This is a genomic window from Novosphingobium sp. GV079 (assembly GCF_003058045.1).
GTDB lineage: Bacteria > Pseudomonadota > Alphaproteobacteria > Sphingomonadales > Sphingomonadaceae > Novosphingobium > Novosphingobium capsulatum.
In genome coordinates, this window is sequence record NZ_QBUE01000017.1 from 32,142 (window position 1) to 54,962 (window position 22,821).

A 22,821-nucleotide genomic window follows, 5' to 3' on the forward strand; every position below is an offset into this window, starting at 1 on the left:
CCGCCCACCAGGCCACCATCGCAATCATCATCACGGGGGCCCGCCGATGACCAGCCAGGAAGATCTGCACCGCGACATGGGGCGCATGGAAGGAAGGCTCGACGCGATGGAAGACAGCCTCGATCGCATGGCCGCCGCGCTGGAACGCATCGATGCGCGACTGGCCAAGATTGAGGCGCGCGAAAGCGCGCGGCGCGGCGCCTATGCCGCGCTGACCGCCCTGGCCAGCACGCTCTCCGCCATCATCGCCTGGGGCGTGAGCGCGCTGGCGCACTGAAGCGAAAGACCACACCATGATCGACGTGACAAAGCTGCAAACGCGGCTGATCGCGGCTGGCTACGATATCGGCGCTGCCGATGGCGTGGCGGGCGGTCGCACGATGGCAGCCCTGCTGGCCGCCGTTGCGGGAAGGCCGATGGCCGCGCTGCGCCCCCTGGGAAGCGCCGCGGCGATCCATCTGCCGGCAGCGGGGCTGATGGCAAGCGTTGCCCGCCTTGCCAACTTCCTGGGCCAGGCCGCCCATGAAAGCGGCGGCTTTCGCGCCCTGGTAGAAATCTGGGGGCCGACCTTGGCCCAGGCCGGCTACCAGGGGCGGCTTGACCTTGGCAACACCACACCCGGCGATGGCTTTGCCTATCGTGGGCGCGGGCTGTTCCAGATCACCGGGCGGGCGGTCTATCGGGCGATGGGCACGGCGCTTGATCTGCCGCTGGAAGCGCAGCCCGATCTGGCCGCCCAACCCGACATAGCCGTGCGCACGGCCTGCGCATTCTGGGCGGCGCGCAAACTCTCCGACCTGGCCGATGCCGGCCAGGACGATGCCATCACCCATCGCATCAACGGCGGCAGCAACGGCATTGACAGCCGTCGCCGGTTGGTTGCCCGTGCCAAGGGATTGCTGCTGTGATCGCGAACGCTCCGCTGGAAATTCCTGCCTCGCCCCGGCCCTATCAACTTGCGGTGCTGGTGCGCCAAGTGCTGCCGCCGCTGGTGGCCTTTGCCGTGGGCCGTGGCTGGCTGGCCAATGACAGCGCCACGCTGGTGACGGCCTTGGCCGCCATCGTCCTGCCGATCGCCGATGGCCAGCGGCGCAGCCTGCGCCGCAGCCGCGCCCTGGCGCGCCTGGGCGCAATCGTGCCCGACAGCGTGGCGGTGGTACGGTGATCGCGCTGGTCTGGCTGCTGCCCCTGCTGCGCCGCCTGGCGCCGTGGATCGGCATGGTGCTGCTCGCGCTGGCCTGCCACCATTTCGCCACGCTGGCCCGCCTGCGCGCGCAAGACCTCGCCCACCAGGCAGCCACCTATCGCGCGGCGCAGCGAGCAGCGCAGATACAGGCACAAGCCGCTCTGGCCAGCGAACAGGAACGCTATCGGCAACTCGCCCATGTCGAGGAGACACGCCATGATCAGGAACTGGAAACGGCACGCGCTGCCGCTGTGCGTTTTGCTGCCACTCACCGCGTGCAGCCCGCGCCCGCTACCGGTGCAGGCGGCACAGCCTTTGCCGCCGCCGCGCCCCATCCTGCCGGAATTCGCGAAAGCCTGCCCGCCGCTGGTATCTTGGTATCCCAGGACGACGTGCAGGCCTGCAGCGAAGTAACCGCCTATGCCCTGTCTCTGCGTGATTGGGCGCTGGACGCGAGCGCGCCCGCCGTGCCGGTGCCGGCGGGCGCACGATAAAGGCTTTGCGCGGTTACCAGGTGCCGGTGTTGGGCATGCTAGCCCAGGGCTCGGCCGGATCCAGCCGCCCGTTCTGCAGCAGTTCCACCGAGATGCCATCGGGCGTCTTCACAAAGGCCATGTGCCCATCGCGCGGCGGCCGGTTGATCGTGATCCCGGCATCGGCGAGCGTCTGACACGTGGCGTAGATATCTTCGACCTGGAACGCCAGATGGCCAAAGTTGCGCCCGCCGGCATAGGCTTCGGCGCTGCCATCCTCGGCCGGCCAGTTGTAGGTCAGTTCCACTTCATAATCCTGGCCGGGCGCAGCCAGATAGATCAGGGTGAAACGCCCCTGCTCGCTGGAAAAGCGGCGGGTTTCCTGCACGCCGAGCAGGTTGAAGAACGCAATCGTCGCATCAGGATCGGTCACCCGGATCATGGTGTGCAAAAACTTGGTCATCGTCTGGTAGCTCCGTTCAAAGCGATGAAATTCGTGCGCCGCGCAAGGCGGCCGCTCAGTGCCCGTTGAGCTGGGCGAACAGCGCGTCGAACCTGCCGTCGCGCTCGGCATGGCGAAACGCCAGCGTGTTGGGCACGCAGATTTCAACCGGCGTGGGCAGCTGTGAGAACAGGTCCATCACCTGGGCGATATAGGTATCGAGCGGCAGATAGCCTTCGCGGCTTTCCTGGCCTGGCGTCAGTCCGGTCTGCACGGCGGGCGGGGCCAGTTCGATGACGTCCACCTGGCCGGTCAGTTGCGCGCGCAGCGACTGGGTATAGGAATGCATCGCCGCCTTGGTCGCGCTGTAGGTCGGGGCTGCTGCCAGCGGCACGAATGCCAGGCCCGAGGTGACGTTGACGATTACCGCATCGGCCTGCTGCGCCAGGTGGTTGACCAGGGCATCGGTCAGGCGGATCGGGGCAAGCAGATTGGTCACCACCGTGGCCTCGGCATCGGCCAGATCGCGCGTGCCGCGCAGATCCTCGAACCGCATGATCCCGGCATTGTTGACCAGAACATTGAGCGCGGGAAAGCGCGCCGTCACTTCGGCGGCAAAGCTGGCGACCGCAGCGGCGTCGGTCACGTCGAGCGCCATGGCGTGAAGCCCGTCGCGCCCGGCCACGGTTTCTTCCAGGGTGGCCAGCGTGCGGCCGGTGACGATGACGGTGTTGCCCGCCGCATGCCAGGCCTGGGCGAGTGCGCGCCCGATGCCGCTGCCCCCACCGGTGACGAGGATGGTGTTGCCGCTGATTTTCATGAAGGCGATCCTTTTTATGTCGCGTGCAAAGTGGGGGCTGGCCCTACTGATGGCAACGCCCTGCCCGAAAGTTTGCGCCGCCATGCGCGCGGTGGAAGCATCCCGTGGCGTCGCCGGATTGATTGCCTTTCCGCAGCGCGGCATAAGGCGGGCATGTTCAAGCACCTCATGCCCTCCCGCCCGTCCCAGGAACGCTCCATGGCCTGGCGGCTCGGCTGGTGGCTGGGCCGCGCCATCGTCGTGTTCCTGGTGGGCAGCGTGCTGTGGGTGCTGATCTACAAGTGGGTGCCGGTGCCGATCACCGCCACGATGCTGATGGACGGCAACAGCATATCCAAGGACTGGACGCCACTGACGCGAATCGACCGCACGATGGTGGACGCGGCGATCGCGGGCGAGGATTCGCGGTTCTGCACCCATCACGGGTTCGATCAGGCTGCCATGCTCCAGGCATTCGAACGCAACCAGCAGGGTGGCCGGATTCGCGGCGGCTCCACCATCAGCCAGCAGACCGCCAAAAACGTGTTCCTGTGGCAGGGCGGTGGCTATTTCCGCAAGGGCCTGGAAGCGTGGTTTACCGTGCTGATCGAGCAGATCTGGGGCAAGCGGCGGATCATGGAGGTCTATCTCAACGTCGCGGAAACCGGCATCGGCACCTATGGCGTGGAGGCCGGCGCCCAGCGCTATTACAACAAGGGCGCGCTGCACCTGTCACGGATCGAGGCCGCACGAATCGCTGCGGCCTTTCCTCAGCCCAAGGTGCGTGAAGTAACCGGCGCGAGCGGCTTTGTGCGCCGCCATGGCAATGCCATCGCCGCGCGGTCTTCGGTGGTGCGCGGCCAGTACGATACCTGCGTCTACCAATAATAGCGGAAAGGCCGTCTCCCGGTGGCGGGAGACGGCCCCTCCAGCGTGTAAGCCGAGCCGCCGGATATCACATCTTTGGCAGGCAGGGCTTGCCCCCTTCTTGCCGCAGGATCACGCATTCAACCGGAACAACAATGCTGCAGAGCACAACGCCGATAGCGGGCGTTCGTTCCCGGCCGCATTAAGCCGAGCCTAGAATGCCGCAGTTGGCCCAGTTCTGGATAGTGCAGTGCAGCACGACTGGTCGTATCATGCGCGCATCCCGGCGCAGCGGCGGACCGCAATGAAAAACCCGCCGCCATCCGAAGGGATGACGGCGGGCTTTTTAGCCAGCTCTGTCCGAAAGGATCAGAAGCCGAAGCTGAGCGTCGCGATCAGCGTGCGCGGCGGGCTGAGCTGCGCATAGGTGATCGGGTTGCCGTTGGTGGCCTGGCTGAGCAGCGTGCCGTCAAAGCCGCCGACATAGTTCACGTCGAACACGTTGGTGACGTTGAGCTGCAGGAAGGTGCGTTCGTTGAACATTTCCGCAACCTTCGACAGGGCCAGCTTCGCGTCGAGATCGACGACGGTGTACGGGCGCGTCTTGGCCGGGAAGATTTCCAGCTTGCCGCCGCTGTTCACATAGAACGGCAGGTTCTGGTCGTTCACATAACGCGGACCGGTACGCTTGGCCTGCACGCCCAGCGAGAGCGGGCCGACCGTACCGTCGACACGGCCACCGAAGGTGTAGACCGGGGCGCCGGATTCACGCTTGCCAGCCGTCTGGTAGAACGCCTGGGTGCCGGCTGCGGTGCAGCCATACATGCCCAGCGTCACGTTGGCCGCAGAGCAGGTCCCGGCATCGACGTTGTCGCGGATCTTCGAGTGCAGGTACGAACCGAACACGTAGAACGAGAGATCCTTGGTCGGCGCATAGGCCAGCGAGCCGTCGAAGCCATACTTGTCCACGCGACCGAGGTTGCGATAGATCGAAACCTGGAGATCGCGGTCAAACGCCGAGGCGAGACGGTTCTGGTAGATGGTGTACCAGGCCGAAACCTGCGCCAGCAGCGGGCCGGAACGGAAGCGCACACCGGCGTCGAAGTTGTCGGTCGTTTCCGGGTCGGGCTTGGCCGCAGCATTGCTCAGCGGGAAGTAGAACGAGTTGTACAGGTTGTCCGTACCCGGCACCTGCAGACCCTTCGAATAGTTGGCAAAGATGCTGGCCGACGGCGCCACCTTGAGCGTGAAGCCCACGGTGGGCAGCGGCTTGCTGTAGGTGAACACGCGCTGCTGCGGCGCTGCCCAGCCGCTGGTCGGCAGGCCGGCCGCGGTCACGACATAGGGATTGGCGGCAGCATTGGTCGCCAGATCGCCCGAGGTGGCATAGCACGCCACGCCGCCGCTGGCGCCAGTGGTGAAGCACTTGTTGTTCAGGTTGCGCTTCATGAACGGCATGCGCAGGCCGACGTTGACCGACAGCGCATCGAACGTGCCGCGGTATTCCGCCGAAACCTGATGCAGGATCGCATAGGACAGGCGGTTGCGCTTCTGGACGATGTTGCCCTTGGCGTCCGTCAGCGCGTTTTCCGACGGGAAGTAATCCACCCCGAAGCCGTTGGTGTAAAGGTTGCCCAGTTCACCGGTCTGCTTGTGACGGCCACGGTCATACGAATAGGCCACGCGGATCGTGTTGTTCGGGTTGATGTCGTACCGCAGCGAGGCAAGCAGGCCGAGACGCGCGGTCTTGGTCTGGCTCGGCGCCAGCAGGCGCACGGTGTCGCGCAGATCGCCGTCGCCGTTGAGATCACGGCCGAAGTAGTAGTTGCTGCCATTGAAGCCGAGCGTGCCGTTGGGTGCTGCCGCTTCGGTCGCCACGACGGTGCCGCCACCGTTGGCGCTGGTCCACTGGATCGACGGATCGACCGTCAGCACCAGGCCATCGGCCAGGGTGAAGCGCGTGTTGATGCGCACGTTGGCCGTGTCCGACGGGTTATAGCGGTATTCGTAGTCAGAACCGCACGAGTTGGCCACATCGGCAACGCCGGCGTTTGCCGCCGCGGTGGTGCAGCGGGCTTCCTGATAGAAGCGCTCGTCACCGTTGAGCGGATAGCGGTTGGCCGACGAACCACCCACAACGCGCGAACCGTAGTTTTCGGTCCACATCGGCACCGAGCCGAAGAAGTTGTTGCGGTTCTTGTTGTAGTGGCCGGCGATCGAGATGAAGTCGCCGTTGCTGCCCAGCGGCTGATAGAGCTTGGCGTTGAACTGCTTCTTGTCGATCTTGCCGATACCGCCGAACACGGCGTTGTTGGTCGCGCTCGACGCCGTGATCCAGCCACGCAGGCCCGAGGCCGTCAGGTTGCCGGTGTCAACTTCGCCATAGATGCGCATGAAGTTGAAATCGCCCACCGAACCCAGCATGCGCGCGTGGAAGTCTTCGGTCGGCATGCGCGAGCGATAGTTGACGGTCGAACCCGAAGCGGCGGCCGTGGGCGAGTCGACGTCGGTGGTGCCGAGGTTGACGTTGACCTGCTCGATGATTTCGGGGTCAAGCTGCTGGTTTGAATAGAGGGCATAGTTGCCGGTGTCGTTCAGCGGCATGCCGTCGAACGTCTGCGAAATGCGGGTGTTGTCAAAGCCGCGGATGAACAGCTTGCCGCCGGCCGAACCGAACGGATCGTTGTTCTGGAAGCTGACGCCCGGCACCAGGTTGATGATGTCGTTGATCGTCTGGCCCGGCGTCTGGTGGGCGATGATCGTCTGGTCGAGAACCTGCTTGGCCTTGGGCGTGTCGGGCAGCTGAACGCCGTTCACCGACTTGGCGGCATGGCCGCTGACCACGATGGCCTGCTGTTCGAAATCGACCGAGCCGGTGGACTGGGCAAAGGCGGGCGTGCTGGCCAGAGCCATGCCCAGCGCCAGCATGGAGCCGGCAGTAAAGTGCGAGCGGTGCATTGGTGTCCCCGTTGCGTGTAATCAGTCGCCGCGATGCAACGACAGAAAGATGATCCGTCCCCGCTGCCATCAGACGACCCGACGCATGGCAGGGCGCCGGCACAAATCTTCCACGCGCCGGCAGGCCTCCCTGACCGGTTTCTTGTGACACGAAAATGACAAAATTTCTGCAATTTTTACTTGATTTTGGCGTTCGCGACAAAATGCTTCAGGATCAAGCGCGCAGTCTTGCCAATCATTTCAAGTGAAAGCAGTCAGGCGCAATGATGGTGCAGATTGTGGCGGCTTCGCAACAACAGCAAAGAATTTGCGCAAGTGCGAAACATTTGGCACCAGAGCAAACGCTTGTGCCAAGACCAGCCGCGGTTTGCGGTGAAATCCGCCTGGCGTTGCGGTCCGGCGGCCGCGCCCGTCAGGCAGCAGCCTCTACCGATTCGTCCTGCGCCACCAGCAGCCAGCGCTCCGCGCCTTCCAGCCCGACGGCAGTCAACCGACCCGAGGCATAGGCGCCGGTATCAATGCCGACACGCAGCGGCGAAAGCTCCGGCTCGTCGACGATGGTATGGCCATGCACCACGGCGAAATTACGCGGGGTGCGGTCGGCGATGAACTCCCCGCGAATCCAGCGCATGTCGCCGGGCACCTGTTCGTCCAGCGCCACGCCGGGGCGGATCCCGGCATGCACGAAGACATAGTCTCCGATGCGAATCTGGTCTTCCAACCCGCGCAGGAATGCGATGTCGGCCTGCGGCACGAAATCGGGCATCGCGGCACGCAGTTCTTCCAGCGTCATCCGCGCATAGTCTTCGGGATCAATCGGATAGCTCAACAGCGTTTCCCGGCCACCATGGCGCAGGAAATGGCGCAGGGTTTCATCGCGCTCGAACGCGCCCAGGAACATTTCCTCGTGATTGCCGGCCAGGATGCGCACGCGGCGGCGCTGCGCCCAGCTTCTGGCCCGATCGATCACGCCCGCGCTATCGGGCCCGCGATCGATCAGGTCGCCCAGCAGGATCACGGTGGTTTTTACCACGCCTTGCCCGCTGCGTGCCGCATCATCGGCTTCAATGAGGCCGATCATCTGCTCGAACAGGTCGAGCCGGCCGTGAATGTCACCCACCGCATAGACGCGTTGGCCCGCAGGAACCAGCGTGGGCGGCGCAGGCGGTTCTGCCCGCGCCCCGGAAACGAGTGACTTTAGCAACTTCAGCATGCACCGGCCGTGACGATCATTCGCCAAACTATATGGGCGCTGCCACGGCCGAGACAAGCGCCAGAAACACTATGATGCACAAAAGACACATTCCAGAACGAGAATGCCACGGTCGGCGGAATGGTCTTGTGCAACGCAGCAGGCGGCGGCATCCAGATAAGTGCAAGTCGTCAACCAGCCCGCGCAAGAAAGAGGCCGGGGCGATTTGTGCAGGCGGGGCGACGCGTCAAAGACAAAATTAAAGAGGTATTTCATGCGTACGTCCATCAAGTCGCGCGTGGCCAAGGTCGCCACGGCGTTCAGCCTTGCCGTGCTTGCCGGCTATGCCGTGCCTGCCATGGCCGACGAGACCGCGCCCCCGAGCGATTTCAAGGTGACTGGCGCCGCCGGCGTCATCAGCCAGTACCGGTTCCGCGGCATCTCGCAGTCCAACAACCTGCCGGCCGTCCAGGGCACGCTGACCCTGTCGCACAGCTCGGGCTTCTACGTGTCGACCTGGGGCTCGAGCGCTTCGCCCAGCCCGGCGGTCAACATCGGCGGCACCGAAATCGACGTCTATGGCGGTTTCACCCACGGCCTCAGCAACAGCGGCGTGACCGTCGACGTTGGCCTCTATGGCTACATCTATCCGGGTGCGCCGGGCCTCAACTTCTATGAAGTCTATGGCTCGCTGTCCAAGGCGCTCGGCCCGATCAACGCCAAGGCCGGTATCAACTTCGCCCCGCACCAGAAGAACCTGGATGTCTATGCCACGCGCACCGACACCTATGTCTATGGTGAACTGTCGGGCGCCATTCCGAACACGCCGTTCACGATCCACACCCACTTGGGCCACACCGGCGGTTCGTTCAACTACACCAAGGAATACATCGACTACACCGCCGGTGTCAGCACCGCGTGGAAGAACCTGACGCTCGATTTCTCGGTCGTCGGCACCAACGTCAGCCGCCAGGATGCTGCCAACAATCCCTTCGCCGGGGTTTCGGGCGAGCAGATGTATCGCGCCGGCAAGACGGTTGGCGTGGTCTCGCTGATGGCCTCGTTCTGATCGCGTAACGTCGTTCGCCCAAGGGCAACAGGGGAAAGCCCGCGTCGGATCACCGACGCGGGCTTTTACCGTTTCAGTGTCCGGTTGCCGCTGCGCCCTGCGGCGTCTGCAGGCCGCCACCCAGCGCCACGAACAGGCCCACGGTGTCTGACAGGCGCGCCGCCTTGGCTGCCACGTATTGCGCCCGCGCGGTCTGCGCCACGGCGCTGGCGTTGAGCACCTGCAGCGTGCCCACCCCGCCCAGCTGCAACTGCCGCTTGACGAAACCCAGGCTGGCCGAAGCCGCCGAATCGCCACGCTGCGCGATCGACAGCGCAGTGGCATCGGCCGACAGCGCGGTCAGCGCATTGCTGACATCGGCAAAGGCCTGCAGCGCCGTGCCGCGATAGCCTGCCTTTGCCGCATCGAGCGCGTGTTCGGCTGCCTGCTGCTGCCGCTTGAGCGACCCGCCGTGGAAGATCGGCGCGGCCAGGGCGCCCAGCAACTGCCAGAACGGATTGCCATCGGCAAACATCCGGCCGAAGTCTTCGGCGGTGCCGCCCGCCGTAGCCGACAGCGTGAGCTGCGGCAGGCGCGCAGCCATGGCCACCTTCACGTCGGCCGCCGCGCCTTCCAGCGTGGCTGCTGCCGCCGCCACGTCGGGCCGGGTCTTGAGCAACTCGGCCGGCAAGGCCATCGGCAGGTCTGCCGGCAGAGTCAGGTCTTCCAGCGCCGGCATGGCCGCGCCGTTGTCAAACACCGGCATGCCCGGCGCTTTGCCGATCAGGATCAGCAGCGCAGCCTGGTTGGCGGCACTGGCGCGCACCAGCGGCGGCAGCGTGCCTTCCACCGCGGCCAGCGCGGCTTCCTGTGCCGCCACGTCGGCATGGCCCACCGCGCCCAGCTTTTCGCGCTGGCGCAGCAGGTCCAAGACCTGGCGACCGCTGGCAATCGCATCGCTGTTGGCGGCAATTTCGGCATCGAGCGCCGCGTTCTGGATCACCGCCAGCACCACGTTGGCCGCCACCATCGAGCGCGTGGCATCGGCCTGGGCCTGGGCCACGGCCGCCGCCGCCTTGGCCGATCGCACCCGCGCCGCGCCGCCGCCGAACAGGTCGGGGGAATAGCTGACGCTGACCTGCGCGGTATGCAGCGAGAAGACCTGTGGATTGGGATCGGCGATCGGGGTGGACAGGCTGCGCGACAGGCGCTGCCGCTCGCTGGTCAGCCCGGCATCAAGCTGCGGCAACAGCGCGCCCCGCGCCACGCCGATCAGCGACTGCGCCTGGGCCACGCGGGCCTGGGCGGCGGCGAGATCGGCATTGGCCGTCAGCGCGCGATCCACCAGGGTGTTGACCGCCGGGCTGCGGAACGCCTGCCACCAATCCTTGGCCACTGCCGTGCCGGGGTGAACCACCTGCGATTGCCCATCGCCGGTGATCGGCTGGTTGAGCAGATCGGGCGGTGCGCTGCCCGCCGGGGTGGGCGGCATCGGCACGGCCACGGTATTGACCACCGGCGGCGCCTTGGCCGCACCGGCCGTGGTCAGCATGGTGGAGGCCAGCAGCATGCCACTGGCCAGGGTGCCCAGCGAACGGCGCATCGGGAAACGGATCATGCCGGCTCTCCTTCATGCGGCATTGCGGTATCACCAGCATCGGTATCGGCCCCGGCGCGCTTGCGCGGCCCGGCGACCCGGCTGGAGAAACGGTTGATGAGCAGGGGCAGGATCAGCAGGATCAGCACCGGGGCCAGCGTCATGCCGCCGACGACCACCAGGGCCAGGGGCTTTTGCACCTGGCTGCCGATGCCAGTGGCCACTGCCGCCGGGGCGAGGCCGATCGCCGCCACCAGGCAGGTCATCAGCACGGGCCGCAGCGAATTGGTGGTGGCGTGGCGCAGCGCATCAAGCCGTGCCATGCCTTCGTCCATTGCCTGGTTGAAGCTGGTCACCAGCAGGATGCCATCCATCACCGCGATCCCGAACAGCGCCACGAAACCGATCGCTGCCGAGATCGAGAACGCCGTGCCCGTGAGCATCAGCCCCAGCACGCCGCCCACTACGGCCATCGGAATGACCGAGAAGGCCAGCAGCGTATCGCGCAGCGAGCGGAAGTTGGCATAGAGCAGGCCGAGCATGAGCAGCAGGCTCAGCGGCACGACGATTTCCAGGCGCGCCACCGCGTTCTTGAGATTGCTCATCTCGCCCGCCCATTCCAGGCTATAGCCGGCGGGCAGCACCACATTCTTGGCAATGCGGGCCTGCGCTTCCTCCACCGCGCTGCCCAGGTCGCGGTCACGCACCGAGAACTTGATCGGGATGTAGCGTTCCTGGTGTTCGCGATAGATGAAGCTGGCGCCGGTGGTGAGGCGGATATCCGCCAGTTCCGACAGCGGCACAGAGATTGCCGTGCCATCGGGCGCGGTCGCCCCCACGGTGATGCGCTTGACCGCTTCCAAGCTGTCGCGCTGGTCCGCTTCCAGCCGCACCATGATCGGGAAGTGGCGATCGGTATGCGGCTCGTAGAGGTCACCGGGCGACGTGCCGCCGATGGCCGCCTGAACCGTCTGGTTCACGTCGTCCACACTCAGGCCATAGCGCGCGGCCTTTTCGCGATCCACGTCGATGCGCACGGTCGGCTGGCCCAGCGACTGGAAGATCCCCAGGTCGGTAATACCGCGCACCTTGGCCATCTGGTCACGCAGCTGGCCGGCAATCTTCTCCAGCGTCACCAGGTCAGGGCCGAACAGCTTGACCGAGTTGGCGCCCTTCACGCCCGATGCGGCTTCTTCCACGTTGTCCTCGATGATCTGCGAGAACGAGAAGTCGACGCCGGGATAGCGCGATTGCAGCTTGGCCGAGAGATCAGCGACCAGCTTTTCCTTGTCCATGCCCTTGGGCCATTCATCGAACGGCTTGAGCGGCACGAAGTATTCCACGTTGAAGAAGCCGGTGGCATCGGTGCCGTCGTCCGGGCGGCCGTGGGCGGAAAGCACCGCGGTCACTTCCGGATACTGCATGATATCGCGGCGGATCGCGCGGGCCACCGGCTCACCCGCATCGAGCGAGATCGCCGCCGGCAGCGTGGCACGGATATACATGTTGCCTTCTTCGAGGTGGGGCAGGAACTCCACCCCCAGCGAGCGCACTCCGACAAAGGCGCCGATCACCATGATCGCCGCCGCACCGATCGCCAGCAGCTGGTTGCGGAAGCAGAACGCCGCCGCCGGTTCGTAAACCCGGCGAATGCGCGACACCAGCCAGGTCTCGGCCTCGTCCAGCTTGTCGGGCAGCATCATCGCCGAAAGCACCGGCGCCACGGTGAACGTGGCGATCAACCCGCCGATGATGGCATAGGCATAAGTCTTGGCCATCGGGCCAAAGATATGGCCTTCCACGCCGGTCAGCGTGAACAGTGGCAGGAAGCTGGTGATGATGATCGCGGCGGCAAAGAAGATGCCACGGCTCACTTCGTTGCTGGCCGCCAGGACCGAGCCGATGCGGCTGGCAAAGGTATAGCGCCCGCCTTCATGCGTTTCCACATGGTGCGATCGCTCGGCCATGTGGCGGAATATGTTCTCCACCATGATGACGGTGGCATCCACCACCAGGCCAAAGTCCAGCGCCCCCACCGACAGCAGATTGGCGCTTTCCCCCTGCACGGTCAGGATCAGCACGGCAAAGGCCAAGGCAAAAGGAATCGTCGCCGCCACGATCAGCGCGCTGCGCAGATTGCCCAGGAACGCCCACTGCAGGAAGAAGATCAGCAGCACGCCCGCGACCAGGTTTTCCATCACGGTGCGCGTCGTCACGCCGATCAGTTCAGACCGGTCATAGATGCGTTCGAGATGGACGCCCGGCGGCAGCACGCCGGTGCTGTTGATCTTCTGGACTTCGGCTTCCACCGCCTGGATCGTGGGCATCGACTGCGCACCACGACGCATCAGCACGATGCCCTGGACGATGTCATCATCGCCGTTGAGGCCGGCGATGCCGTTGCGCGGCATGTTGCCGATCTTCACCGTCGCCACGTCGCGCACCAGCACCGGGGCGGTGCCATCGCGGCCCACCGGCGTGGTTTCCAGCGCATCGACCGACTGGATCAGGCCGATGCCGCGCACGATCGCGCTCTGCGCGCCAAAGTTGATGGTCTGGCCGCCGACGTTGGCATTGGCCTTGCCCAGCGCGGCAATCACCTGCGCCACGGTCAGGTGGTGGGCCTGGAGGCGGTTGTTGTCGACCACCACGTCATAGCTGCGCAGCTTGCCGCCCCAGCCGGTCACGTCGACCACGCCGGGAATGGCGCGGAAGCGGCGTTGCAGCACCCAGTCCTGCAGCGTCTTCAAGTCTTCAACCGAATAACCCTTGGGCGCGGCAATGCGATAGCGATAGATTTCGCCCACAGGGCTCGTTGGCGAAATCGTCGGCACCGCGCCGCCCGGCAGCTGGGGCAGCTGCGCCAGGCGGTTGATCACCTGCTGCTGGGCTTGCTCGTAATTGAAATCATAGGTGAACTGGATCTTCACGTCCGACAGGCCGAACAGCGAGATCGCGCGGATCGCCGTCATGTGCGGCAGGCCCGACATCTGCACTTCGATCGGAATCGTGACGTTGCGTTCCATTTCCTCGGCCGAAAGGCCCGAAGACTGGGTCACGATTTCCACCATCGGTGGCACGGGGTCGGGATAGGCTTCGATGTTGAGATTGTAGAACGCGATGCCGCCCGCCACGAGCATCAGCACGAAGAAGGCGACAATGGTCAGGCGCTGGCCCAGCGCATAGCGTACCAGCTTGACCATCAGTCGAGCCCCGCTTCGTTCACGAAGATGGCGCCCTGGGTCACGACCTTTTCACCCGGGTTGAGGCCGGAAATGATCGTTACGCGGCCATCGTGGCTTTCGCCGGTCACCACGTCGCGCGCCTTGACGCGGCCGTGGCCCAGCCACACCCAGACGCGGGCGCTGTCGCCCTCGTGGATCACCGCCTCGGCCGGCAGGCTGAGCAGGTGCGGGGTCACCGGGGCCGTCGAAACTTCCTTCTCGGGCGTTTCAATGGTGAAGTTGGCAAACATCTGCGGCTTCAACGCGCCATCGGCATTGGGAATCGTGGCGCGCACTTGCAGGCGATGCGACACCGGATCGATCTGTGCACCGACGTTGTCGATCGTCGCGTCAAACGTGCGGCCGGGGAATGCCGTGGCGGTCACCACTACCTTGTCACCCAGGTGCACGCGCGAGGCATCGCTTTCGGCCACTTGCGCCACCAGCCACACGCGCGACAGATCGGCGATCAGGAACGCCGGCTGGCTCCCGGCGGCATTGGCGCCACCGGCCACATACTGCCCCTGCGCGATCGAGCGGGTCACCACCACGCCGCCGATCGGCGCGCGCAGCACGGCATTGCTGCCAGCACCCGTGCCGGCGCCGAACACGCCCAGCTTGGCCTGGGCGGCGGTCACGGCGGCATTGGCAATGCCCAGTTGCGATTGCGCGGCCACCAGGTCGCTGCGCGCCTGCTGCAGATCCTTCAACGCGCCACCGGCGGTGCGATAGATTTCCTCGGCGCGCTGGGCGTTTTCGGTCGCCACGCGCACTTGCGCCGATGCGCTGGTGCGCTGCGCCAGGGCGGCGGCCAAGGCGTTGCGCGCATCGGCGATGTCGGTGGTGTGCACCGACAGCAGCGGGCTGCCGGCCTGCACGCGATCACCGTTCTGCACGAAGACCTGCTGCACCTGGCCGGAATAGGGCAGGAACACCGGGGTCGAGCGCGTTTCGTCCACGGTGATCTGGCCGCTGGCGCCCGTGCGGGCATAGCCATCGTCCGCGCCGGCCGTTTCGATCTTGAGGCTGGCCACCTGGCTGTCGGTCAGTTGCACTTCGCCGGCCGGCAGCGGGGCCGCCACCGGCTCGGGCTGGTGCATCCAGGAACGCAGGGCAGTGGCTCCTGTCGCCACCAGGGTCACGGCGGCAACCGACAGGGCCAGAACCCTGATCTGCTTGGCACGGGACATCTGCGGCACGGCGTGTTCGAAATTCATGGCGCGCGGTCTTCTCTTCGGTCCAAAGATGGCAGCTTGTCTATCAACCGTTGCAGGCGAGAGACAGGCCGATGCTGCCCTCTGGCCCAGGCCGCCTGTCCGCGCCACTAGCGGTCTCGTTAAATTACCGTAATGCAGGCCATCCGGCGTGCCCGGAGCGCCACTCGCCCGCCATCCCACCACGGCGTTGTGCAATTCGTCCACGCCGCCTAGGGTCTCCCACCAGACCGTCACACCTGAAACAACTTGCGGAGCATCCCTTGGCCCGGCGCCTTACGCTTTACATCGTCATCGCCATGATCCTGGGGATCGCCACGGGCTATGCCCTCAACCGTGCCTTGCCAGCGGACAGCGCCACGCTGGCCTCGGCGGCCGAAACGCTCAAGCTGCTGCCCGATGTGTTCCTGCGCCTGATCAAGATGATCATTGCGCCGCTGATCCTGGCCACGCTGGTTTCGGGCATCGCCGGCATGGGGGACAGTGCGGCGCTGGGTCGCATCGGCGGCCGGGCGCTGGGCTGGTTCATCACCGCCTCCCTGGTGTCGATCAGCCTGGGCCTTCTGCTGGTCAATCTGTTCCGCCCCGGCCATGGCTTGCAGTTTGCCGCCTCGGCCAAGGTCGGCGATCTCGCCACCGCCGATTTCACCGTGCACCATTTCGTGCTGCAGATCGTGCCGACCAGCCTGCTCGATGCCATGGCGCAGAACAACGTGCTGCAGATCCTGGTGTTCTCGCTGTTTGCCGGCCTGGCGCTGTCTGCCATCGGCGAAAAGGGCGCGCCGCTGCTGCGCGGGGCAGAGGCGCTGGCCAGCCTGATGCTGACGATGACCGACTATGTGATGAAGGCCGCGCCGCTGGCCGTGTTCGGCGCGCTGGCGGCGGTGGTCGCCACCAAGGGCCTGGGCATCATCGTCACCTATGGCGTGTTCGTGTCGGAATTCTATTTCGCGCTGCTGCTGCTGTGGGGCCTGCTGCTCGGCCTGGGCGGCATCTTCCTGGGCAAGCGCGTGCTGCTGCTGGCGCGCTATATTCGCGAGCCGGTGCTGCTGGCCTTTTCCACGGCCAGTTCGGAAAGCGCGCTGCCGCGCCTGTTCGAACAGCTCGACCGGTTCGGCGTGCCGCGCCGCATCTCGGGCTTCGTGCTGCCGCTGGGCTATTCGTTCAATCTCGATGGCTCGATGATGTACACCAGCTTTGCCACGATGTTCATCGCGCAGGCCTATAACATCCCGCTGTCGTGGCAGCAGCAGATCGCCATGCTGCTCACCCTCATGGTCACGTCCAAGGGCATCGCCGGGGTGCCGCGCGCCAGCCTGGTGGTGATCGCCGCCACGCTCACCCAGTTCGGCCTGCCGGTCGAAGGGATCGCCTTGCTGCTGGGGGTCGATACCTTCCTCGACATGGGCCGCACCGCCACCAACGTGGTGGGCAACGCAGTGGCAACAGCGGTCATCACCCGCTGGGAAGGCATGCTGCAGGTGCCGCTCGATCCCGATGCCCCGGCCCCCGTGCCACCGCACGATACGCCCGAGCACGGCCGGCGCGGCCTGCATCTCGACCAGGGGCAGTAACGGCGAAACAGGCTATTTCGCCAGAGTCACCGGCTGAAACTGGCCCAGCCCGCACGAACCGCGCGGGCCGCCGCCTGGCCCGGTCTGCAACACGGTGATCACGTCCACGCTGCACAGCTGCGCCTGGCTGGTGGCATAGCCAAACGTCTGCTGGAACCCCAGGCCATAGCAGCGCTGGGGCAGCGTGTTGCGATACCAGCGGCTGCCGACGCGGAAATCGATCGTCCAGTCGTCGCGCACCCGGCTTTCGCTGATCTGGCTGAGCGGAATGCAGCTTTCCGCCCGGCCGATCGGGGTGGCGGCAGGGGTCTTGGGCGAATGGCCATCGGCGCCAGCGCTGCGCGGCCCATCACCGGGCGTGCAGGCCGCCAGAGCGATCAGCAAGGCGGCAACCGGGATCGAACGAACCATGGCACTCTCTCCTTGGCATGGCGCGTGGATCACGCCGTTTTTGTGGCAACCACCTTTTTCTTGGCGACCTTTTTCTTCGTAACCACTTTCTTCTTCGCAACCGGCGGCTTGGCCCCCTGTTCCAGCACCTTGGCCTTGAAGCCGCACAAGTCCACCACCGGGCAGCGCCAGCATTCGGGCGTGCGCGCCTTGCAGATATAGCGCCCATGCAGGATCAGCCAATGGTGCGCGCCCAGTCGAAACGGCCCCGGCACCTTCTTGTCCAACTGGGCTTCCACCGCTTCGGGGGTCTTGCCCTTGGCCAGGCCGGTGCGGTTGCCAACGCGGAAGATGTGCGTGTCCACCGCAAAGGTTTCCATGCCGAACGCGGTATTGAGCACGACATTGGCCGTCTTGCGCCCCACGCCGGGCAGCGCGGTCAAGGCATCGCGGTCTGCCGGCACCTCGCCGCCATAGTCGCGCACCAGGATTTCCGACAGCGCGATCACGTTCTTGGCCTTGGTGTTGAACAGCCCGATCGACTTGATGTGCGCCTTCAATCCCTCTTCGCCCAGGGCAACCATCTGCGCCGGCGTCTTCACCTCCTCGAACAGGCGGCGCGTCGCCTTGTTGACGCCCACGTCGGTGGCCTGCGCCGAAATCGTCACGGCCACCAGCAACTGGTAGGTGTTGCCATAGGCCAGCTCGGTTTCGGGCGCGGGGTTGGCCTCGGCCAGGCGGCGAAAGAATTCGAAGATCTGGTCCTTCTTCAAGGCGGTCAGTCTCCCAGCCCCAGCACTTGCGGCATGGTATAGCGGCCCGGCTCCTGGGCCAGCAACCATTCGCCGGCGCGGATCGCACCCTTGGCAAAGATGCCGCGGTTCTCGGCCAGGTGCGACAGGCTCAAGCGCTCGTTATCGGCCAGAAAATGCACGGTGTGATCGCCCGCCACGCTGCCGCCGCGCAGCGCGGCAAAGCCGATCGTGCCGGTCTCGCGCTTGCCGGTCATGCCATCGCGCCCGCGCACGGCCACGTCCTTGAGGCCCACCTGGCGGCCGCGCGCCGCCGCTTCGCCCAGCAGCAGCGCCGTGCCCGATGGCGCATCCACCTTCATGCGGTGGTGCGTCTCGACGATCTCGATGTCCCAATCCGTGCCCAGCCGCGCGGCGGCCTCCTGCACCAGGTGCGCGAGCAGCGTAACGCCGAGCGAGGTATTGCCGGTCTGCAGCACGGCAATCGAAACCGCCGCCGCATCGATCAGCCAATGGTGCCGTTCTTCCAGGCCCGTCGTGCCCACCACGATCGGCGTGCCGGTGGCGATCGCGGCATCGAGGTTGAACTCCAGCGCGGCCGGGGCGGAAAAATCGACCAGCACATCGCTGGCCTGGGCCAGCGCCATGACATCGCCATCGCGGTCGATCCCGCCCGCCAGGTCGTGCCCGGCCGCCGTCACGGCGGCTTGCAACGCCTGCCCCATGCGCCCCGCGCTGCCGATGATGCCGATGCGTGCCATGTCCGTTGCGTCCTTCTGCTCTGCCGCGCCCCCCTTACGGCGTTCGCCCACCCGCGGTCGAGACAGAATGCGCCGGCCGCCAGCGCAAGCCATCGATCACCACGCGCAGCGCGGGCGAAACATGCGCGCGGCTGGGATAATAGAGGTGATAGCCGGGATAGGGCTCGCACCAATCGTCGAGCACCTGGATCAGCCGTCCGGCGGCAATGTCGGCCGTCACGCCGCTTTCGGGCAGGAAGGCAAAGCCCAGATCATCGCGCATCGCCTGCGCGGCCAGGGCCAGCGTGTTGACGGTAAGCGGCCCTTCCACCCGCATGCGCAGCGCCTCTCGGCCGCGCGAAAACTCCCAGGCATAGATGCCGCCGCGCGTGGGCAGGCGAAAATTGATGCACGGATGCGCTGCCAGGTCGCGCGGATGGCGCGGCAGATCGCGCCCGGCGCAGAATGCCGGCGTTGCCACCACCACCATGCGCAGATCCGGCCCGATCGGCACGGCGACCATGTCGCGCGCCAGGATATCGCCCGATCGCACCCCGGCATCCAGCCCGGCCGCCACGATATCGACCAGGCCATTGTCGACCAGCACTTCGACCGAAATCTCGGGCCAGGCGTGAAGGATGCGGCGCAGGCCCGGCCACACCACGGTTTCGGCCGATCCCTCGTCCACCGTCAGCCGCACTAGGCCCGATGGCCGCGCCAGGCTTTCGCCCAGGGCATCGACCGCCGCATCGATCGCGGCGAAATGCGGCGCCACGCCTTGGGCCAGCCGCTCGCCCTCGGGGGTGGGCGCCACGGCGCGGGTCGTGCGGTTGAGCAGGCGCACCCCGATCTGCGCCTCCAGCCCGGCGATCGTGCGGCTCAGCGCCGATTGCGAGGTGCCGAGTTGCGCGGCAGCGCGGGTAAAGCTGCGCTCGCGCACCACGGCCAACAGCGCGCGCAGGTCATCATGGTCGGGGCGGATCATTGATGCATTCCTGATATCAGTCCATGCCCTAATTGCCCCATTATCAGCTTAATGGCGATAGCCTAGAGAGGCCGCCATCCCTCTCCCCCCTTCTTGAAAGGACCTGCTGCATGACCGTCATGGCCTATGCCGCGCCCGCGGCCGACCAGCCGCTCGGCCCCCTTGCCATCACCCGCCGTGAACCCGGCCCCAACGATGTCGCCATTGCCATCGCCTGGTGCGGGGTCTGCCACTCTGACCTGCACACCGCGCGCAACGAATGGAACAACGCGGTCTATCCGGTGGTGCCCGGGCACGAGATCGTCGGCCACGTCACGGCCGTTGGTGCCGATGTCACCAAGTTCAAGGTGGGTGACACCGTCGGCGTTGGCTGCATGGTCGATTCGTGCGGCCATTGCGGCGCGTGCCACGATGGGCTGGAACAGTTCTGCGAAGAAGGCATGACGCAGACCTACAATTCGCCCAGCAGCGATGCCCCCGGCCACACGCTGGGTGGCTATAGCCAGGCAATCGTGGTCGATCAGGGCTTTGTCCTGCATGTCCGCCATGCGCCCGACCAGCTCGCTGCGGTTGCGCCGCTGCTCTGCGCCGGGATCACCACCTGGTCGCCGCTGCGCCACTGGAACGTTGGGCCGGGCAAGAAGGTCGGCATCGTCGGCATTGGTGGCCTGGGCCACATGGGCGTCAAGCTTGCCCGCGCGCTTGGTGCCCACGTCGTGGCTTTCACCACCAGCCCGGCCAAGCGCGAAGAAGCCCTGGCGCTCGGCGCACACGAGGTCGTCGTCTCGCGCAACGACGATGAGATGGCCGCCCATGCCGGCAGCCTCGATTTCATCCTCGATACCGTAGCCGCCAGCCACAACCTCGATGCCTTCGTCACTCTGCTCAAGCGGGATGGCACGCTGTGCCTGGTCGGTGCGCCCGAACATCCGCATCCCAGCCCGACCGTGTTCAACCTGATCTTCGGCCGCCGCTCGATCGCCGGCTCGCTGATCGGCGGCATCGCCGAAACCCAGGAAATGCTCGATTTCTGTGCCGAGCACGGCATCGTCTCGGACATCGAAACCATTGCCGTGCAGGATATCAACCAGGCCTGGGACCGCATGGAAAAGGGTGACGTACGCTATCGCTTCGTGATCGATTCGAGCACGTTCGCCTGATCCTTCCGCCCTGGCCATCCCTGGCCTTCATGCCGGATTGGCACACCCGTGCCGATCCGGCATGATCGCGGCATGAGCCTGCCCCAGCATATCGTGATCCTCACCGGCGCCGGCGTTTCGGCCGAAAGCGGAATCGACACTTTCCGCAGCAGCGGCAATGGCGGCCCCAGCCTGTGGGAGCAACATCGCGTGGAAGACGTCGCCACGCCCGAGGCCTTTGCCCGCGATCCCGATCTCGTGCTGCGCTTTTACGACATGCGCCGCGCCGCCATTCAGGAAAAGCTGCCCAACGCGGCGCACCGCGCGCTGGCCCGGCTCGAGCGGGCCTGGCCGGCCAAAGTGCCGGGCGGCAGCGTCACGCTGGTGACGCAAAACGTCGATGACCTGCACCGCCGCGCGGGATCGGACAATCTCATTGCCATGCACGGCCAGCATCTTTCAGCCTGGTGCACCGCCTGCGACAGCCGCCATGCCTGGACCGGCCCGCTGATCGACCGGCCACCCTGCCCCAGCTGCGGCGCGGCGGCACTGCGGCCGGATATCGTCTGGTTCGGTGAAGTGCCCTATCGCATGGACGATATCCACGATGCCATGGCCCGGGCAGACCTGTTCGTGTCGATCGGCACTTCAGGGGCAGTCTATCCGGCCGCCGGCTTCGTGCGGCTGGCACGGGAAATCGGCGCCGAAACGCTCGAGCTCAATCTCGAACGCAGCCAGGGTTCGGCTTGGTTCCACGATACCCGCCTGGGCCCGGCCACGCAGATCGTGCCCGATTGGGTGGATGAACTGCTCAAGACACCCTGATTTTCAAAGGAGCGCGAAAGAGCCCGGACAAGGTCTCCAGGGAGCCTCGGTCCGGGCCAAGTCCCAGGATCGTGGCTCGCACCACGCGCCTGTCGGGTCGCCTTTCCTGTCTACGCGCGCGGGGCGCAGCCGCCATCCCCTGAACGCGGTATGATTTCGCTTTTTTTCAAAGCCCGCGTCGGCGTTCAGGCGGCGGGTTGGTCGGTGCCACAGGTGGTGCAGGCTGGATCGTGCGCAATCCGCATCGTGCGCAGGCCGGGCTTCAATCCATCGATCACGTGCAACTGGCCCCACTGCGGATCGCCCAGGCTGGCCACGCCTTCCAACAACACGCGCAGCGCCGCCATGGCGCCGAATGTGCCGACTATGCCGACCATCGCCCCCAGCACACCTTGCGCCGCGCACGTGTCGCAATCGTCGGCATCGAATGCGTCGCCCACAAAGCAGCGATAGCATGCTTCACCCGGCCGATGCCCGGCAAAGTTGGCCACCTGCCCTTGGAACCGGCCAAGCGCCGCACTGGTCAGCGGCACACCGGCGGCCACGCAGGCATCAGATACCGCCAGGCGCGTCGCAAAGTTGTCCGATCCGTCCAGCACCACATCAGCCCCGGCGATCAGCGCGGCGGCGTTGTCATACCCGATGCGGGTACGATGGGCCTGCACCACCAGGTCGGGATCAAAGCGCGCCACCCACTGCGCCGCAGCCTCGGCCTTGGCATGGCCCACATCGGCCAGGGCAAAGATCGTTTGGCGCTGAAGATTGGATGGCTCGATCACATCATCGTCGATCAGGGTCAGCCGCCCCACGCCCGCGCCCGCCAGGTATTGCAAGGCCGGCGCGCCGATCCCGCCCACGCCCACCAGCACCACATGCGCGCCCATGATCCGCGCCTGGCCCGCGCCGCCCACCTCCGGCAGCACGATATGGCGGGCAAAGCGGTTCAAGCGGTCTGGCGTAATGGCAGGCGTCATGGCCGTGGAGGTAGGCGCCCGCGCGCAAAAAGGCGAGAGGCGCCGTTTGCAAAGCCGCTGCCGCGCGCCCACACTGCCGGCCATGAGAGACCGGATCTGGATCGTGCTGATCCTCGCCCTGCTGCTGGGCGTGGTAGTCGGCTGGTGGGGCAAGGGCCGCTGGGCCGAACACGCATGCCAGGCCAGCGGCGGCACGTGGTACGATACCGCCAGCGCCTGTGGAAAAGTCAGCGCAAAAACCTGATCACAAACTGTGCATCACCGGCCGATAACCCGGTGCAAAAGCCTGTGCACGATGGCCGGATAACCCCGGCAAAAGCCGGGTATGATCCTGCGGAAAAGCTGCGCACAACCATGGGGACAGGGCTGGGGACAGGCCTGGGACAGGATTGCGCACAACCCTGTGGCAAACCTGTGCGCAAGCCGGGCACAATCCTGTGCA

The 22,821-nt window shown here is 65.8% G+C and carries 22 protein-coding genes; 10 read left to right on the forward strand and 12 right to left on the reverse strand.

The window, feature by feature from the left end:
• The first annotated feature begins 46 nt into the window (after positions 1 to 46).
• From C8K14_RS18090 to C8K14_RS18105, 4 genes are read left to right on the forward strand one after another with little or no spacing between them, the layout of a single operon-like run.
• A complete protein-coding gene (locus tag C8K14_RS18090) occupies positions 47 to 277 on the forward strand; it encodes a hypothetical protein (RefSeq protein ID WP_062788006.1) in 231 nt (76 codons plus the stop codon).
• A gap of 16 nt (positions 278 to 293) precedes the next feature.
• A complete protein-coding gene (locus tag C8K14_RS18095) occupies positions 294 to 908 on the forward strand; it encodes a hypothetical protein (RefSeq protein ID WP_062788008.1) in 615 nt (204 codons plus the stop codon).
• Positions 905 to 1,165, forward strand: a complete 261-nt coding sequence (locus C8K14_RS18100) for a hypothetical protein (RefSeq protein WP_062788009.1) — start codon at positions 905 to 907, stop codon at positions 1,163 to 1,165. The genes C8K14_RS18095 and C8K14_RS18100 overlap by 4 nt, the downstream gene beginning before the upstream one ends.
• The gene (locus tag C8K14_RS18105) at positions 1,162 to 1,680 is read left to right on the forward strand and encodes a hypothetical protein (protein WP_107718151.1); all 519 of its coding nucleotides are present in this window, start codon (positions 1,162 to 1,164) and stop codon (positions 1,678 to 1,680) included. Before C8K14_RS18100 ends, C8K14_RS18105 begins: the two co-directional genes overlap by 4 nt.
• A gap of 13 nt (positions 1,681 to 1,693) precedes the next feature.
• Here the strand turns inward: C8K14_RS18105 and C8K14_RS18110 are convergent, their stop codons facing one another.
• Both C8K14_RS18110 and C8K14_RS18115 read right to left on the reverse strand, forming a co-directional pair.
• The gene (locus C8K14_RS18110) at positions 1,694 to 2,122 is read right to left on the reverse strand and encodes a VOC family protein (protein WP_062788012.1); all 429 of its coding nucleotides are present in this window, start codon (positions 2,120 to 2,122) and stop codon (positions 1,694 to 1,696) included.
• Positions 2,123 to 2,177: 55 nt separating this feature from the next.
• Entirely contained in the window at positions 2,178 to 2,921 is a 744-nt protein-coding gene (locus C8K14_RS18115) for an SDR family oxidoreductase (protein WP_107718149.1), read from the reverse strand.
• Between the two features lie 198 nt (positions 2,922 to 3,119).
• Between C8K14_RS18115 and mtgA the strand changes: the two genes are divergently transcribed.
• The gene (gene mtgA, locus C8K14_RS18120; RefSeq protein ID WP_084391118.1) at positions 3,120 to 3,788 is read left to right on the forward strand and encodes a monofunctional biosynthetic peptidoglycan transglycosylase; all 669 of its coding nucleotides are present in this window, start codon (positions 3,120 to 3,122) and stop codon (positions 3,786 to 3,788) included.
• 348 nt (positions 3,789 to 4,136) lie between these two features.
• Here the strand turns inward: mtgA and C8K14_RS18125 are convergent, their stop codons facing one another.
• Positions 4,137 to 6,725 carry a TonB-dependent receptor gene (locus C8K14_RS18125; RefSeq protein ID WP_054132459.1) on the reverse strand — a complete coding sequence of 863 codons (2,589 nt, stop codon included), beginning with the start codon at positions 6,723 to 6,725 and terminating at the stop codon, positions 4,137 to 4,139.
• 412 nt (positions 6,726 to 7,137) lie between these two features.
• Positions 7,138 to 7,938, reverse strand: a complete 801-nt coding sequence (locus C8K14_RS18130) for a metallophosphoesterase family protein (protein ID WP_107718147.1) — start codon at positions 7,936 to 7,938, stop codon at positions 7,138 to 7,140.
• A 253-nt stretch (positions 7,939 to 8,191) separates the two neighbouring features.
• Between C8K14_RS18130 and C8K14_RS18135 the strand changes: the two genes are divergently transcribed.
• On the forward strand, positions 8,192 to 8,986 hold the full coding sequence (locus C8K14_RS18135; protein WP_054132461.1) for a TorF family putative porin: 795 nt from the start codon (positions 8,192 to 8,194) through the stop codon (positions 8,984 to 8,986).
• Between the two features lie 73 nt (positions 8,987 to 9,059).
• On the opposite strand, the gene C8K14_RS18140 is transcribed toward C8K14_RS18135, so the two are convergent.
• Genes C8K14_RS18140 through C8K14_RS18150 form a run of 3 tightly spaced genes read right to left on the reverse strand, consistent with a single transcriptional unit; the run spans position 9,060 to position 15,003 of the window.
• Positions 9,060 to 10,583, reverse strand: a complete 1,524-nt coding sequence (locus C8K14_RS18140; protein WP_233251142.1) for an efflux transporter outer membrane subunit — start codon at positions 10,581 to 10,583, stop codon at positions 9,060 to 9,062.
• Positions 10,580 to 13,765, reverse strand: coding sequence for an efflux RND transporter permease subunit (locus C8K14_RS18145; RefSeq protein WP_054132462.1), 3,186 nt, complete (start codon positions 13,763 to 13,765; stop codon positions 10,580 to 10,582). The genes C8K14_RS18140 and C8K14_RS18145 overlap by 4 nt, the downstream gene beginning before the upstream one ends.
• The gene (locus tag C8K14_RS18150) at positions 13,765 to 15,003 is read right to left on the reverse strand and encodes an efflux RND transporter periplasmic adaptor subunit (RefSeq protein WP_107718145.1); all 1,239 of its coding nucleotides are present in this window, start codon (positions 15,001 to 15,003) and stop codon (positions 13,765 to 13,767) included. Before C8K14_RS18150 ends, C8K14_RS18145 begins: the two co-directional genes overlap by 1 nt.
• 260 nt (positions 15,004 to 15,263) lie before the next feature.
• Between C8K14_RS18150 and C8K14_RS18155 the strand changes: the two genes are divergently transcribed.
• Positions 15,264 to 16,574 carry a dicarboxylate/amino acid:cation symporter gene (locus C8K14_RS18155; protein ID WP_107718143.1) on the forward strand — a complete coding sequence of 437 codons (1,311 nt, stop codon included), beginning with the start codon at positions 15,264 to 15,266 and terminating at the stop codon, positions 16,572 to 16,574.
• Positions 16,575 to 16,586: 12 nt separating this feature from the next.
• Here the strand turns inward: C8K14_RS18155 and C8K14_RS18160 are convergent, their stop codons facing one another.
• Genes C8K14_RS18160 through C8K14_RS18175 form a run of 4 tightly spaced genes read right to left on the reverse strand, consistent with a single transcriptional unit; the run spans position 16,587 to position 19,441 of the window.
• Positions 16,587 to 16,985 (reverse strand): hypothetical protein, encoded by a 399-nt coding sequence (locus C8K14_RS18160; RefSeq protein ID WP_062788028.1) that lies wholly within the window; start codon positions 16,983 to 16,985, stop codon positions 16,587 to 16,589.
• A gap of 29 nt (positions 16,986 to 17,014) precedes the next feature.
• Positions 17,015 to 17,737, reverse strand: coding sequence for an endonuclease III (gene nth / locus C8K14_RS18165; protein ID WP_062788030.1), 723 nt, complete (start codon positions 17,735 to 17,737; stop codon positions 17,015 to 17,017).
• Between the two features lie 5 nt (positions 17,738 to 17,742).
• The gene (dapB, locus tag C8K14_RS18170) at positions 17,743 to 18,477 is read right to left on the reverse strand and encodes a 4-hydroxy-tetrahydrodipicolinate reductase (RefSeq protein ID WP_062788062.1); all 735 of its coding nucleotides are present in this window, start codon (positions 18,475 to 18,477) and stop codon (positions 17,743 to 17,745) included.
• 34 nt (positions 18,478 to 18,511) lie between these two features.
• The gene (locus C8K14_RS18175; protein WP_107718142.1) at positions 18,512 to 19,441 is read right to left on the reverse strand and encodes a LysR family transcriptional regulator; all 930 of its coding nucleotides are present in this window, start codon (positions 19,439 to 19,441) and stop codon (positions 18,512 to 18,514) included.
• Between the two features lie 110 nt (positions 19,442 to 19,551).
• Here C8K14_RS18175 and C8K14_RS18180 point away from each other — a divergent pair, with 110 nt between their 5' ends.
• Together C8K14_RS18180 and C8K14_RS18185 are read left to right on the forward strand one after the other, a co-directional pair.
• A complete protein-coding gene (locus tag C8K14_RS18180) occupies positions 19,552 to 20,601 on the forward strand; it encodes an NAD(P)-dependent alcohol dehydrogenase (protein ID WP_107718140.1) in 1,050 nt (349 codons plus the stop codon).
• A 72-nt stretch (positions 20,602 to 20,673) separates the two neighbouring features.
• Positions 20,674 to 21,405 carry an NAD-dependent deacylase gene (locus C8K14_RS18185; RefSeq protein WP_107718138.1) on the forward strand — a complete coding sequence of 244 codons (732 nt, stop codon included), beginning with the start codon at positions 20,674 to 20,676 and terminating at the stop codon, positions 21,403 to 21,405.
• 185 nt (positions 21,406 to 21,590) lie between these two features.
• Here the strand turns inward: C8K14_RS18185 and C8K14_RS18190 are convergent, their stop codons facing one another.
• Positions 21,591 to 22,379 carry a HesA/MoeB/ThiF family protein gene (locus C8K14_RS18190; RefSeq protein ID WP_171795383.1) on the reverse strand — a complete coding sequence of 263 codons (789 nt, stop codon included), beginning with the start codon at positions 22,377 to 22,379 and terminating at the stop codon, positions 21,591 to 21,593.
• Positions 22,380 to 22,461: 82 nt separating this feature from the next.
• Here C8K14_RS18190 and C8K14_RS22710 point away from each other — a divergent pair, with 82 nt between their 5' ends.
• Complete coding sequence (locus C8K14_RS22710; protein WP_022676092.1) at positions 22,462 to 22,623, forward strand: hypothetical protein; 162 nt, start codon at positions 22,462 to 22,464, stop codon at positions 22,621 to 22,623.
• Positions 22,624 to 22,821 lie beyond the last annotated feature (198 nt).

Excerpts from the sequence above, each read along its gene's own strand:
- C8K14_RS18110 (WP_062788012.1), bottom strand. The coding sequence starts at position 2,122 with ATGACCAAGTTTTTGCACACCATGATCCGGGTGACCGATCCTGATGCG.
- C8K14_RS18190 (WP_171795383.1), bottom strand. The coding sequence starts at position 22,379 with ATGACGCCTGCCATTACGCCAGACCGCTTGAACCGCTTTGCCCGCCAT.
- C8K14_RS18135 (WP_054132461.1), top strand. The coding sequence starts at position 8,192 with ATGCGTACGTCCATCAAGTCGCGCGTGGCCAAGGTCGCCACGGCGTTC.
- C8K14_RS18115 (WP_107718149.1), bottom strand. The coding sequence starts at position 2,921 with ATGAAAATCAGCGGCAACACCATCCTCGTCACCGGTGGGGGCAGCGGC.
- C8K14_RS18095 (WP_062788008.1), top strand. The coding sequence starts at position 294 with ATGATCGACGTGACAAAGCTGCAAACGCGGCTGATCGCGGCTGGCTAC.
- C8K14_RS18130 (WP_107718147.1), bottom strand. The coding sequence starts at position 7,938 with ATGCTGAAGTTGCTAAAGTCACTCGTTTCCGGGGCGCGGGCAGAACCG.
- C8K14_RS18125 (WP_054132459.1), bottom strand. The coding sequence starts at position 6,725 with ATGCACCGCTCGCACTTTACTGCCGGCTCCATGCTGGCGCTGGGCATG.
- C8K14_RS22710 (WP_022676092.1), top strand. The coding sequence starts at position 22,462 with ATGAGAGACCGGATCTGGATCGTGCTGATCCTCGCCCTGCTGCTGGGC.
- C8K14_RS18140 (WP_233251142.1), bottom strand. The coding sequence starts at position 10,583 with ATGATCCGTTTCCCGATGCGCCGTTCGCTGGGCACCCTGGCCAGTGGC.
- C8K14_RS18145 (WP_054132462.1), bottom strand. The coding sequence starts at position 13,765 with ATGGTCAAGCTGGTACGCTATGCGCTGGGCCAGCGCCTGACCATTGTC.
- C8K14_RS18090 (WP_062788006.1), top strand. The coding sequence starts at position 47 with ATGACCAGCCAGGAAGATCTGCACCGCGACATGGGGCGCATGGAAGGA.
- C8K14_RS18185 (WP_107718138.1), top strand. The coding sequence starts at position 20,674 with ATGAGCCTGCCCCAGCATATCGTGATCCTCACCGGCGCCGGCGTTTCG.
- mtgA (WP_084391118.1), top strand. The coding sequence starts at position 3,120 with ATGGCCTGGCGGCTCGGCTGGTGGCTGGGCCGCGCCATCGTCGTGTTC.
- dapB (WP_062788062.1), bottom strand. The coding sequence starts at position 18,477 with ATGGCACGCATCGGCATCATCGGCAGCGCGGGGCGCATGGGGCAGGCG.
- C8K14_RS18175 (WP_107718142.1), bottom strand. The coding sequence starts at position 19,441 with ATGATCCGCCCCGACCATGATGACCTGCGCGCGCTGTTGGCCGTGGTG.
- C8K14_RS18150 (WP_107718145.1), bottom strand. The coding sequence starts at position 15,003 with ATGAATTTCGAACACGCCGTGCCGCAGATGTCCCGTGCCAAGCAGATC.
- C8K14_RS18180 (WP_107718140.1), top strand. The coding sequence starts at position 19,552 with ATGACCGTCATGGCCTATGCCGCGCCCGCGGCCGACCAGCCGCTCGGC.
- C8K14_RS18160 (WP_062788028.1), bottom strand. The coding sequence starts at position 16,985 with ATGGTTCGTTCGATCCCGGTTGCCGCCTTGCTGATCGCTCTGGCGGCC.